Source organism: Nonomuraea sp. B19D2 (assembly GCF_040137845.1).
Taxonomy (GTDB): domain Bacteria; phylum Actinomycetota; class Actinomycetes; order Streptosporangiales; family Streptosporangiaceae; genus Nonomuraea.
This window is the reverse complement of record NZ_JBEFAK010000032.1, coordinates 49240-62144: the sequence shown is the minus strand read 5'-3', so window position 1 is coordinate 62144 and position 12905 is coordinate 49240. Positions and strand designations below refer to the sequence as shown.

General features: G+C 68.6%; 10 protein-coding genes. 8 read left to right on the top strand and 2 right to left on the bottom strand.

Translation table 11 applies throughout. The annotated features are described in order from the left end of the window. Window positions 1–30: 30 nt before the first annotated feature. Together ABN273_RS40945 and iscB are read right to left on the bottom strand one after the other, a co-directional pair. Window positions 31–402 carry a substrate-binding domain-containing protein gene (locus ABN273_RS40945; protein WP_349454750.1) on the bottom strand — a complete coding sequence of 124 codons (372 nt, stop codon included), beginning with the start codon at window positions 400–402 and terminating at the stop codon, window positions 31–33. A gap of 123 nt (window positions 403–525) precedes the next feature. Then, entirely contained in the window at window positions 526–1833 is a 1308-nt protein-coding gene (iscB, locus tag ABN273_RS40940; protein WP_349454748.1) for an RNA-guided endonuclease IscB, read from the bottom strand. Window positions 1834–2672: 839 nt separating this feature from the next. Between iscB and ABN273_RS40935 the strand changes: the two genes are divergently transcribed. The 8 genes from ABN273_RS40935 (at window position 2673) to ABN273_RS40900 (ending at window position 12811) form a co-directional block, all read left to right on the top strand. Further along, a complete protein-coding gene (locus ABN273_RS40935; RefSeq protein ID WP_349454747.1) occupies window positions 2673–2963 on the top strand; it encodes a DUF485 domain-containing protein in 291 nt (96 codons plus the stop codon). Beyond that, window positions 2960–4600, top strand: coding sequence for a monocarboxylic acid transporter (locus ABN273_RS40930; protein WP_502911203.1), 1641 nt, complete (start codon window positions 2960–2962; stop codon window positions 4598–4600). The genes ABN273_RS40935 and ABN273_RS40930 overlap by 4 nt, the downstream gene beginning before the upstream one ends. Window positions 4601–4966: 366 nt before the next feature. Further along, window positions 4967–6358: an ABC transporter substrate-binding protein gene (locus tag ABN273_RS40925; protein ID WP_349454746.1), complete on the top strand. Its 1392-nt coding sequence runs from the start codon at window positions 4967–4969 to the stop codon at window positions 6356–6358. A 34-nt stretch (window positions 6359–6392) separates the two neighbouring features. Next, complete coding sequence (locus ABN273_RS40920; RefSeq protein ID WP_349454744.1) at window positions 6393–7286, top strand: carbohydrate ABC transporter permease; 894 nt, start codon at window positions 6393–6395, stop codon at window positions 7284–7286. After that, a complete protein-coding gene (locus tag ABN273_RS40915; RefSeq protein WP_349454742.1) occupies window positions 7283–8110 on the top strand; it encodes a carbohydrate ABC transporter permease in 828 nt (275 codons plus the stop codon). The genes ABN273_RS40920 and ABN273_RS40915 overlap by 4 nt, the downstream gene beginning before the upstream one ends. Before the next feature lie 62 nt (window positions 8111–8172). After that, window positions 8173–9882, top strand: coding sequence for a hypothetical protein (locus ABN273_RS40910; protein WP_349454740.1), 1710 nt, complete (start codon window positions 8173–8175; stop codon window positions 9880–9882). 41 nt (window positions 9883–9923) lie between these two features. Further along, entirely contained in the window at window positions 9924–11774 is a 1851-nt protein-coding gene (locus ABN273_RS40905; protein ID WP_349454738.1) for an MBL fold metallo-hydrolase, read from the top strand. Continuing rightward, the gene (locus ABN273_RS40900; protein ID WP_349454737.1) at window positions 11771–12811 is read left to right on the top strand and encodes a LacI family DNA-binding transcriptional regulator; all 1041 of its coding nucleotides are present in this window, start codon (window positions 11771–11773) and stop codon (window positions 12809–12811) included. The genes ABN273_RS40905 and ABN273_RS40900 overlap by 4 nt, the downstream gene beginning before the upstream one ends. Window positions 12812–12905 lie beyond the last annotated feature (94 nt).

The window sequence follows — 12905 nt, the reverse complement described above, 5'->3', positions numbered from 1 at the left end:
TGATGATCACGGCTCGCCGGAGCACAGTGGTCAGGAAGGCGACAGCTCGCCCGAGCCCCTCGCCACCAGCTCCACCGGAACCTTGACCCGGCGGGGCGACGGTGACGGGTTCAGCAGCAGGTCCACCGCGCTGCGGGCCAGGCGGGTCGTGTCGTAGCGGACCACCGTCACCCCCGGGTTGAAGACGTCCGCCAGGGCGAAGTCGTCGAACCCCACGTACGCGGGCCGCTCGGGTCGCTCCCGCAGCGCCTGGAGGATGCCGATCGCGGCGCGGTTGTTGGTGGCGAAGAAGGCCGTCGGCGGGTCGGCGAGGTCGAGGAGTCGGCTGACCTCGTGCGAGACCCGCCACGGGTCGAAGATCCCGCGCACCACCTCGGCCACGATCGGCCTATGGGCGTTCATGCCCTTCTCCAGGCGGCGCTGTCATCTGACCTTTCCGTTGATACTCCGGCCTTCAGGCCGGGCAAGAGACGGACTCCCACGTAGCGGGCAGGGGACGGTGGTTCGCCGCCGGGCGAACCACCGTCAGGGTGCGCACGGATGTTCTTCCTTCTTGGTCGTGTAGGAGTAGCCGTCGGCTCGATGCAGCAGGCGAAGATTCTTGTGCGAGGTTGTGATGGGGCCATGCGCTGTCTGTACAGTGTGGCTGCCGCTGGTGCGGACGGCGACCCGTCCGGTGTGAATTCCTGGGTGCTTGCCCTTCCGCACGATCGCGCGCACGAGATCCCCCGTCTGGTAGCCGAAGATCTGCTTGGTGCGGGGCAGTCGCAGCCGGGGGAAGCCGAAGGCGTCGGTGCGGGTCCGGCAATACGAGCCTCGCCCGGTGGCCACAACTGTCAGCACCTGGCTTGGCCAGGATGCCACGTGGTTGAGCTCACCTACGTGCAACGCGTCCAGGGTGTGGGATTTGGCGGCGCCGGTGCGGTGCCGGTTCCATTTGGTGCGGCCGCCGCTGGCGCAACGCACAGGCAGCTTGATCGCCGTCAATGCCCCATAGAGTGCCCAGCGGGTGGCGTTCACGGCAGCAGCGTCCCGAAGCGGTGCCTTGACCTGGGTGAGCACCCGGGCCAGAACCGCCGGGCGGTCGGCCAGGAACTCGGTGACTGGCATGCTGCCTTTGGCCTGGTTGCAGGGCACGCACGCCACGGTCAGGTTGTTGACCCGGTCGGAGCCGCCTCGGGATCGGGGCTGGATGTGGTCGATGTTCAACGGGGCGCCGCTCGCTCCGCAGTAGGCGCACGCCCGCCCCCATTTCTCCAGCAGGTATTCGCGCACCTCAGAGCCGTGCAACGTGCCGTGCTGGTACGCCACGCCGTCCAGCGGCCTGCCAGCGGCGAGGGCGTGGGTGTCGAACCGCGCGGTCTCCACGTGGATCGCGCGGACGGGGGCCAGACGACATAGCCGCTGTACCCAACTCATCGCGGTGTCGATCTGGTGCTGCAGGCTCGGCGGCAGCCAGCCGTTCGGGCGGCGGCGGTTGGCGAAGCGGGGGGCGCGGTAACGCAGGTTCGCCGTGCGACGACGCCTGCGATAGGCCGAGCGAGCCGCAAGCTTGTCGCGGATCTTGCCGCCGCGATGGTCGAGTTGGATGCTGTACAAGCCATGCCGGGTGCCATCGTGAGCCTGGAACACGCTGATGCCGGTGCTCCTGCTGCCGGGATCCAGGGCCACCTCCACGCCCTCGACCTCGGACTGCTCCGCAGTGCGGTCCTTCAGTCGAATGGCGAACGGGGTATGCCGGGCCACCACCGCCCGCCCCTCCTTCAGGAGCTTGCGGGCCCGGGCGGGATGGCACGGATCCAGCGGCGTGCCGTCTGATGCCAGGACGAACACGCGAGGTGCGGTCTCACGACCGCGGGCTCCGCTTGCGCGGGTGACGCCCTCCCCGCCAGGTGAGGCGGTGAGGATCTCCCCTCGACCATGTTGGGCACTCCGCTGCCTAACGGCGTCCGCTCCTCGTTTCGTCCCTGTTCCTGGGTTGTCTGCTGACGCGGATTCCAGGGTCCGCCGCTGAGGAAGCACGGCGGAGTGGATCTGCTGACGTGTGTCCAACGTAGCCACCAAGGTCACCTCCCTATCGGTGATGGCTAGGTCTGGTCACTCCGGCCGCCCCACTTCAGCGGGACAAGCCCCGACCTTCAGCCCAAGGAGCGAGTGACGGATGACGAATGGATCTGTGGTCGGCTGTGTGAGGATGAGCTTTGGGCGCTGTTAACGGTTCCGGGAACGAGTACAGAACGTCCGATATGAAAGAGAATACGTAGCCCCTGCAGGACCTCCGGACTCTTCAAATCTTCACGTTGAGTGACCGTAAGATTACCGTCACTTGACGTGTATGTCGAATGTTTGAGCGATTCGAAAATGCTGGATTGGCGCTCGGGCGCACCCCGGCTCGCCCGGTTGACCTTGAGTGCGACATGCGCTGGTGTCGGTATGCCCATGGGGTCGAGGGAGGCCATGGTGAGATAAAGGGATAACCGACCGTTCGTCGCGCTGGAAGGACCTTTCACCGCAAGCCATGCCCAACTAAGCGCCGGACCCCAGCGGCTCGCCGAACAACCCCGCCACGGACCTCCACGACAGGTAGGTTGCGCTCTTACGTTGGGCGTGATCCGCATCACACTGGAGGTCTCGTGACGACTAGAGAACATGACACGTCGGTATATGAACAAGTGCAGGAGAGCAGTGAGTTCCAGGAATTGAAACGGCGCTTCCGCGCCTGGACGTTCCCCATGACCGTGGCGTTCCTCGTGTGGTACCTGCTCTATGTGGTGCTGTCCGGATGGGCGCGCGGCTTCATGGGGATCAAGCTGCTCGGCGACATCAACGTCGGCCTTGTCTTCGGTTTGCTCCAGTTCGTCTCCACGTTCCTCATCGCGTGGGCGTACTCCAGGCACGCCGAGAAGAAGCTCGACCCGATCGCCGACAAGCTCCGCCACGAGGTTGAGGAGAAGTCCAAGTGAGCTCCACGACCCTGGGGATGATCCTCTTCCTCGCCTTCGTCGCCGCGACGCTGGGGATCACGTTCTGGGCGAGCCGCCAGACCAAGACGGCCGCCGACTACTACGCGGGCGGCCGGTCGTTCAGCGGCGTGCAGAACGGCCTGGCCATCGGCGGCGACTACATGTCGGCCGCCTCCTTCCTCGGCATCGCGGGCATCATCGCGCTGTCCGGCTACGACGGGTTCCTGTACTCGATCGGGTTCCTGGTCGCCTGGCTGGTCGCGCTGCTGCTGGTGGCCGAGCTGATGCGGAACTCCGGCAAGTTCACCATGGCCGACGTGCTCGCGTTCAGGATGAGCCCGCGCCCCGTGCGCACGGCGGCCGGCGTGTCCACGATCGTGGTGAGCATCTTCTACCTGCTGGCCCAGATGGTGGGCGCGGGCGCGCTGGTCGGCCTGCTGCTCGGCATCACCAGCGAGGCGGGCAAGGCGTGGACGATCGTCGGCGTGGGCGCGCTGATGATCGTGTACGTGGTGTTCGGCGGCATGAAGGGCACCACCTGGGTGCAGATCGTCAAGGCCGTGCTGCTCATGGGCGGCGCCGCGCTCGTGACGGTGCTGGTGCTGGGCAAGTTCGGCTTCAACCTGTCGTCCCTGCTCGGCCAGGCCGCCGCCACCAGCGGCCCCAAGGCGAACCCCGGCAACTTCCTCATCCCCGGCCTGAAGTACGGCACGGACGCCCAGGGCCTGGCCGGCAAGATCGACCTCATCAGCCTGGGCCTCGCCCTCGTCCTCGGCACCGCGGGCCTGCCGCACATCCTCATCCGCTTCTACACCGTCCCCACCGCCAAGGACGCCCGCAAGTCGGTCCTGTGGGGCATCGGCATCATCGGCGTCTTCTACCTGCTGACCCTGGTCCTCGGCTTCGGCGCGGCGGCCCTGGTCGGCAAGGAGGCGATCGTCAAGGGCGACAAGGCGGGCAACACGGCCGCCCCGATGCTGGCCGAGCGCGTCGGCCAGGAGATCTTCGGCCCGGTCGGCGGCACGATCCTGCTGGCCCTCATCGGCTCCGTCGCCTTCGCCACGATCCTCGCCGTGGTGGCCGGCCTCACGCTGGCCTCCTCCTCCAGCTTCTCCCACGACCTGTACGCGCACGTCTTCAAGCGCGGCCAGGCCACCGAGCGGCAGGAGGTCGTGGTGGCCCGCCTGTCCGCCCTGGTCATCGGCGCCGTCGCGATCGGCCTGGGGATCCTGGCCCAGGGGCAGAACGTCGCCTTCCTGGTCGCCCTGGCCTTCGCCGTCGCCGCCTCCGGCAACCTGCCCGCGATCCTCTACAGCCTGTTCTGGAAGCGGTTCAACACGACGGGCGCCGTCTCGGCCATCTACGGCGGCCTGGGGTCCGCGTTGATCCTGGTCATCTTCTCGCCCGTCGTCTCCGCGCCGCCGCCCCCGCCCGGGACCGCGGTGACGGCGCTGATCGCGGGCGTGGACTTCCACTGGTTCCCGCTGAGCAACCCCGGCATCGTGTCGATCCCCATCGGCTTCCTGTGCGGGTGGCTCGGGACGGTCCTCAGCAAGGAGTACAACGCCGCGAAGTACGCCGAGATGGAGGTCCGCTCCCTCACCGGTGTCGGTGCGGAGAAGGCCAGCCAGCACTGACGTCTCCCTGAAGGCGCCTCCCTGCCCCTCCGAAGGCGCCTGCCCCCAAGGGCCCGGTCTCGCCACGAGACCGGGCCCTTGCCCTGCCACGATTCCGGCCGTCCATATCCTGACATTCATGGCAAACGACTACCGTCATGCGGAGCTGCGGGACTTCCTGCGATCGCGGCGCTGCGCGTCGAGGCACTGACACTGGATCAGGCGGCCGAGGCGCACCGGCGCATCGAGTCCTGCGCGACCACGGGCAAGCTCGTGCTCAAGGTCGCGCACTGAAACGCTGGGAAATGAGTTGTTGACGGGGTTTCGGCGGTATGGGTACGTTCTCAGATGTGTGAACGTTGCCACACCAGTGGAGGGAATCCCCCGATGAGAACCCCGCTCGTCCGCTGGTCCCTCCTGTCGTTGTCCCTGGCGCTGGCACTCACCTCGTGTGCCAAGGGCACCGGCGGCGGGGCGTCGGCGACTCCGTCGGCGGGTCAGTTCAACCCCAGCGCCACGTTCCAGGGCACCATTTCCGTCATGGGCTTCGGCGCGACGGACGAGATCGGGGCGACCCGCGCCGACCTGGCCAAGAAGGCGCTCGGCGGTGCGGACATCAAGCTGATCGAGGGGGACCTCGACATCCAGCAGTTCCTCTCCTCGGTGGCCGCGGGCGACCCGCCGGACGTCATCTACGCCAACCGCGACCAGATCGGCACGTTCGCCTCCCGGGGCGCCGTCATCCCGCTGACCCCGTGCATCCAGGGTGAGCAGATCGACACCTCGATGTACGACAAGGACGCGCTCGGCCAGGTGACGTTCGGCGACGAGGTCTGGGCCATTCCCGAGTTCAACCAGGTCCAGATCACCATGGCCAACGGCGACCTGCTCAGGCAGGCCGGGCTGACGATCGACGACGTCAACGGCTCCAGCTGGGACAGGATCACCGCCGCGGCCGAGAAGCTGTACAAGGCGCCGGGCGGCAGGCTCCAGGTGCTCGGCTACGACAGCAAGCTGCCGGAGTTCCTGCCGCTGTGGGCCAAGGCCAACGGCGCCGACCTGCTGTCGGCCGACGGCAGGACGGCGCAGCTCAACAGCCCGCAGGTGGTCAGGGCGCTGGAGTTCGCGGTCGGCGTCTACGCCGCGCAGGGCGGCTTCGCCAGGGTCAAGGCCCTGCGCGACTCCGCGGACTTCTTCGGCAAGGGCAACCAGTTCGCCAAGGACGAGCTGGGCGCCATGCCCATGGAGCAGTGGTACGTCAACGTGCTCAACGACGTCTCACCCAAGGCGCCTATGGTCTTCGACACGTTCCGCACGCCGCAGGGCGTGCCGCTGGCCTTCTCCTCTGGCCGCTCGTGGGCGATCCCCAAGGGTTCGGAGAACGCCGCGGCCGCCTGCCGGTTCGCCAAGGCCATGACGCTCGTCGACACCTGGAAGGCCGCCGCCCAGGCGCGGCTGGACAAGCGCAAGGGGGAGGGCAAGCCGTTCACCGGCGTCCTGACCGGCAACGTCAAGGCCGACGCGGAGATCGAGAAGATGCTCACCTCGGGCGGCCCCGTCTGGGACGCCGGCGTGAAGGCGTTCTACGAGGCCGCCAAGCACACCTTCAGCCTCCCCGCCAACCCGGCCGACAAGGAGTTCAAGACGGCCTGGCAGGACGCGGTGAACCGGGTGCTCAACGGCCAGGACAAGCCGCAGCAGGCGCTCGACAAGGCGCAGCAGGACGCCCAGGCCGCCCTGGACAGGGCATGGGCCGGCTGGACGAAGCGTACGAACTGAGATGTCCCATTCCCGACCGCCTTTCTGGCGGACCATGCGGTGGAAGGACAGCCGGGCGGCCCTGCTGTTCATCAGTCCCTGGGCCATCGGGTTCCTGATCTTCACCGCGTGGCCCGTGATCAACAGCGCCTACCTGTCGCTGACCGACTACGACGTCATCAACGACCCTTCGTACGTCGGCTTCGACAACTACAAGGCGCTCTTCGAGGACCCGAAGGTCGGGCTCGCGCTCCGGAACACGTTCCTGTTCACCGTGATGTCGGTCCCGGCCCAGCTCGTCGTCGCGCTCGCCCTGGCGCTGCTGCTCAACAGCGCCACGAAGGCCACCGGCTTCTTCCGCACGGCCTTCTACCTGCCCAAGATGACGCCGCCGGTCGCGATCGGCATCCTGCTGCTGATGCTGTTCAACGGCCAGAACGGCCTGATCAACAGCTTCCTCGGCCTCTTCGGCATCGACGGGCCCGCCTGGACCACCGACCCTGACTGGGTCAAGCCCGGCCTGGTGCTGATGAGCCTGTGGACCGTCGGCGCCTCGATCGTCATCATCCTGGCCGCGCTGCGCGGCGTCCCCCAGGAGCTGTACGACTCCGCGCTCGTCGACGGGGCCGGCTGGTGGCGGCGGACGTCGCGCATCACCGTGCCGATGATCAGCCCGACGCTGTTCTTCCTGTTCATCGTGGACAGCATCAACGCCCTGCAGTCGTTCACCGAGGCGTACACCGCTTTCTTCGGCGCGGGCAACACCACCTACAGCAACGACGCGGCCCTCTTCTACGCGATCTACCTGTTCCAGCAGGCGTTCGAGTTCCTGCACATGGGCTACGCCTCGGCCCTCGCCTGGCTGCTGTTCATCGTGATCATGGCGATCACCGCCGTGCAGATCCTGGTGACCAGGCGGTTCGTCCACTACGAGGGCGGACAGTCGTGAGGCGGGCCGGCAGGATCCTGACGTGGGCCGCGCTCGGCGTGTTCACCGTCGCCTTCATCTACCCCTTCGTCTGGCTGCTGAGCGCCTCCTTCAAGCCGCGCGGCGAGGTGTTCGACCATCGCCTGATCCCCGAGACGTTCATCCTCGACAACTACGTCAAGGTGTGGCAGGAGGCGCCGCTCGCGCTCTGGATGTTCAACACGCTGCTGGTCACGGTGCTGGCGGCGGTGACCGTCACGATCACCAGCGCGATGGTGGCGTGGGGGTTCGCCTACTTCCGCTTCCCCGGCAGGGGGGCGCTGTTCGGCGTCGTGCTCGCCACGATGATGCTGCCGGGCGCGGTCACCATGATCCCGGTGTTCCTCATCTGGAACTCGCTCGGCATGGTCGGCACCCTCACCCCGCTCTGGGCCCAGAACCTGTTCGGCAGCGCCTTCTACATCTTCCTGCTGCGGCAGTTCTTCATGGGGCTGCCGCGCGAGCCGTTCGAGGCGGCCAGGATCGACGGGGCGAACAACTGGAAGATCTTCACCAAGATCGCGCTGCCGCTGTGCCGGCCCGCGATCGTGGTGACGCTGATGTTCGAGTTCCAGGCGGCCTGGACGGACCTGATGCGGCCGCTGATCTACCTGCGCGACTCCGCCACGTTCACCGTGCCGCGCGGGCTGAAGGCGCTGCTCGACCAGTTCGGGTTCGGCGGCGAGTGGCACTGGGAGATCGTCATGACAGCCAGCGTGGTCACCACGATTCCGATGGTCATCCTGTTCTTCCTCGGCCAGAAGCACTTCATCAAGGGCATCGCGACGACAGGGAGCAAGGGATGAACTTCTGCTACAGGCGGGGCGTGGGCACGTCCGCGCACCAGATCGAGGGGTTCGGCTAGAACATGCACATCACCCCCACTGACCAGGCGTACCACCTGGACGCCGGCTCCTACCGGCTGACGGTCTCGCGTACCGACCCCAGCGCCGAGCTGGAAGGCTGGATGACCCTCAGCCTGATCGCCTCGGTCAACACCGCGGGCGGGCGCGACGAGACGTACGAGACGCTGCCGCCCGTGCTCGCCGAGCGCGAGGGCGCGGCGATCTTCGACTTCCCCCAGCGCTCGACCGGGTGGGAGGCGAAGACGGTCCGGCTGACCTGCACTCCCGAGACGATCGCGGTGGAGGTGCGCGTCGAGGGCCACGGCGTGATCAGCGACGTGACGCTGCTCGGCGGGCGGGCCGTGCTCAACACCCGCGCGGCGGGCACGTTCCGCACGGGGCTGCACGCGCGCGGCGTCTTCAACCCCACGCCCACCCACCCGGTGCAGGTCGTGCGGCCGGTGTCCGCGCCGGCCGCGCTCACCGTCATCGGCGACGCCTCGCCGGGCCGCCTCCACGCGGTCTTCTCGCCGCCGCCGCTGGTGCTGGCCTTCTGCAAGGAGGAGCCGGACGGCCCCACCGCCGTGCCCGGCGGCCCCTGGCTCGGCGCCTCGGTACGCGCCGGCATCGAGGACCTGACCTTCACTGAGCTCGGCTACGAGCCGCTGGACGGCGGGGCGCTGCTGCGCTTCGACTACGAGTGCCGCACCTCGGTGAGCGGGGCCTGGCGGTCCCCGGCCGTCGTGTTCCGGGCCGCGTCGTCGCCGTGGGAGGCGATCTCGCACCACCGCGAGGACCTGGTCGCGCACGGCCTGGCCGCATCCGCCGGCGAGCGGCATGACTGGTGGAGCAGGCCGATCTTCTGCGGCTGGGGCGCGCAGTGCGCCAGGGCCGACGGCCTCTCGCCGACCGAGCTGTCCCGGCAGGAGCTCTACGACGAGTGGCTGTCCAGGCTGGAGGAGCACGGGATCGTGCCCGGGACGATCGTGATCGACGACCGGTGGCAGCTCGCGTACGGCGACCCGGTGCCCGACCCGGCCAAGTGGCCCGCATTAGGGGAGTGGATCGCCGCCAGGCACACGCGCGGGCAGCGCGTGCTGCTGTGGTGGCGGGCGTGGGCGCCCGACGGGCTGCCCGCCGAGGAGTGCGTGACGGACGCGGGCGGCCGTCCCGTGGCCGCCGACCCCTCGAACCCGGCCTACCGGCGCAGGATCCGGACGATCATGGAGAGGCTCCTCGGCGACCTCGGGGCCGACGGATTCAAGATCGACTTCACCCAGAGGTTCCCCAGCGGGTCGCACCTGAAGTCGTACGGGACCACCTGGGGGCTCGCCCTCCTGCACGAGCTGCTCAGGACCCTGTACGAGGCCGCCAAGAGCGTCAAGCCGGACGCCCTGATGGTCACCCACACCCCGCATCCCGCGTTCGGCGACGTCAGCGACATGATCCGGCTCAACGACGTGCTCGAGCTCGACCCCCACGGCGACCCCGTCCCCACCGTCGACCAGCTCCGCTTCCGGCACGCGGTGGCCACCCGCGCCATGCCCGGGCACCTGATCGACACCGACCAGTGGCCGATGCCCAGCAGGGCGGACTGGCTCGCGTACGCCGAGGCGCAGCCCGCGTTCGGCGTGCCCGCCCTGTACTACGTCGAGTCCATCGACAACTCCGGCGAGCGGATCACCGGCGAGGACCTCGATCTCGTGGCGAAATGGTGGGGGTTTCGGCAGTGATGCGTCCATTGTGGGAACGATTCCGGATAGGATCCCGCCCTGTGAGCAAGGATGTCACCGAAGTCGTGCCCGGTGTGTTCCGCATTGAGGACACCTGCAACGTCTACGTCATCGCCGCTCCCGCCGGGGGAGCGGAACGCACTGGGATCGCCGTCGACTTCGGTTCGGGTCGCGTGCTGGATCTCCTCGGCGAGCTCGGCCTCGACCGCCTCACCGACGTCCTGATGACGCACCACCACCGCGACCAGGCCCAGGGCCTGCGCAGGGCGGTCGACGAAGGCGTCAGGGTGCACGTGCCGCCCGTCGAGCGCGACCTGTTCGAGCGGGTCGACGAGATGTGGGCGGGCCGGCAGATCAGCAACGACTACGACCTGCGCGACGACCGGTTCTCGCTGCTCGACCCTGTGCCGGTCGACGGCGTCGTGCCCGAATACCGGACGGCCGACTACGGAGGGATAGACGTACGGGTCCTGCCCACCCCAGGGCACACCCCCGGGTCCGTGACGTACGTCGTCGGGAAGGTCGCCTTCACCGGTGATCTGATCTACGCCCCGGGCAAGGTGTGGTCGCTGGCCGCCACCCAGTGGTCGTACACCGAGAACGAGGGCCCCGCCATGGTCGTCCTGAGCTCCGAACTCCTCCAGCGGGAGGAGCTCGAGGTGTTACTGCCGTCGCACGGCGAGCCGATGACCGACCCCCGAGACGCCCTGAAGCAGCTCTCCACCGCCATGCAGCGGTACGTCAACTTCCGCCGCCCCCACCCCCACCCCTGGGACCTCCACGGACTCCTGGCCAACCCCTTCGTCCAGGTGACCCCCCACCTGCTCATGAACAAGAGCAGCCAGTCCCACAGCTACGTGCTGCTGTCGGAGTCCGGCGCGGCCATGGTGTTCGACTTCGGGTACGACATGTCCACCGGCCTCGTGCACAACACCTCCCGCGCGGCCCGCCGCCCCTGGCTGGCCTCCATGCCCGCGCTGCGCGAGCACTACGGCGTCACGAGCGTCGAGGTCGCGATGCCCACCCACTACCACGACGACCATGTGGCGGGCATGCCGCTGCTGCGCGACGTCGAGGGCACCGAGATCTGGGCGCCTTCCCACATCGCCCCCATCCTGGCCACGCCCCTCCACCACGACCTGCCGTGCCAGTGGTTCGAGCCCATCCCGGCCGACCGGGTGCTCGGGCTGGGGGAGACGGTGCGCTGGCGCGAGTACGAGATCACCGTGCACGACCTGCCCGGGCACACGTTGTTCGCGGCGGCGTACGAGTTCGAGGTGGACGGGCACCGGGTGCTCGTCACCGGTGACCAGCAGGACGGGATGGGCATCCCGAATGAACGCCAGGAGATCCTGAATTTTCAGTACAAGAATCGGTTTCAGATCGAGGACTACCGGAAGAGCGCCGCGCTCTACCGCCGCCTGCGCCCCGACCTGATGGTCAGCGGCCACTGGCGGCCCCGCTGGGTGGACGACGACTACCTGCACATGATGACCGAGCGCGGTGAGGAGCTGGTGGCCCTCCATCACGACCTGCTCCCGCTCGACCGTCTCGACCTGGGAGCCGACGGGGTGCTGTGCCGCCTGACCCCGTACTACTCGAGTGTCCCCGCGGGCGGTGAGATCGTGCTGACGGCCACCGTGCGCAACCCGTGGCCGGACAAGGCGGTGGCCACCGTCGAGCCGGTCGTCCCGCCGGGCTGGCGCCGCGAACCCGGCTCTGTGACGCTGCGGCTTCCCGCGGGGGGTATGGACCAGGTACATCTCCGTCTGGGCGCAGACGTCGTGCCGCGGCGCCGCGTTCGCCTCGCAGTCGACTTGACCATCGGCGATCTGCGCCTCGGGCAGCACGCCGAGGCGCTGGTCGACGTGGTCGGGGAAGGGGATCGATGACCATGGAGCGGCGCGGCCCCCTCAGCCGTTCCAGGCGGCCCACGATCAAGGACGTGGCGGAGGCCGCCGGGGTCTCGCGCTCCACCGTCTCACGGGCGCTGACCGGGCGCGGGTACGCCGCCAGCGACGTACGCGAGCGCGTGCTGCGGGCCGCGGCCGAGCTCGGCTACGTGCCCGACGTGATGGCGCGCACGCTCAAGCAGCAGGTGAGCAGGTCGGTGGGCGTGCTGGTGAGCGACCTGCGCAACCCGTTCTACGCGGAGCTGGCCGCGGGGGCCAGCAGGGAGGCCCGCGAGCGCGGTTACACGATGGTGCTGGCGGACACGAGCCTGTCGGCCGAGGCGGAGAGCGAGGCCGCCGAGGCGCTGGTCGCGCTCAGGGTGGCCGGGGCGATCGTGACGCCCAACTCCCCGGCCGTGTCCACCTACCTCAGCTCCCACGGCATCCCGGTCGTCGAGGTGGACCGGCAGTTCGCGGCGGGCTCGACCGACGGCGTCGTGGTCGGCAACCGCGTGGGAGCCCGCACCGCCACGGCCCATCTGATCGAGCTGGGCCATCGCAGGATCGCCCTGTTCATCGACGAGACCGACTGGACCACCGGCTACGAGCGCTACCACGGCTATCTGGAGGCGCTCGGCGTGGCCGCCATCAAGGTCGATCCCGACCTGGTCGTCTCGTCGGGCTGGGACGTCGCCGACTCGCGGCGCAGGGCGCTCGACATGTTGTCCGGGCCGAACCGGCCGACGGCCGTCTTCGCCGCCAACAACGTGCTCGCCGAGGGCGTCTGGCGGGCGATCGGCGAGCTGGGGCTGCGGGCGCCCGCGGAGATCAGTCTGGTGGCCTTCGACGACGCGCCGTGGATGAGCATGGTCTCGCCGCAGGTCAGCACCGTCTCCCAGGACACGTTCAACCTGGGCGCGACCGCCGTGCGCAGGCTGGACGAGCGGATCGAGATGCCGGACGCCGACTCGGTCACCACCGTGCTGGGGGTTCGGCTCGTCACCCGCGAATCCACCGCACCGCCCCCCATGATCTGACATTTCCCCATTCGGGCGCGTTGACCCATGGGGAAGGGTCGCCCTAGGATCCGTGTGGGAACGATGTCACACAGCCTTGACGTGGCACTCGTTC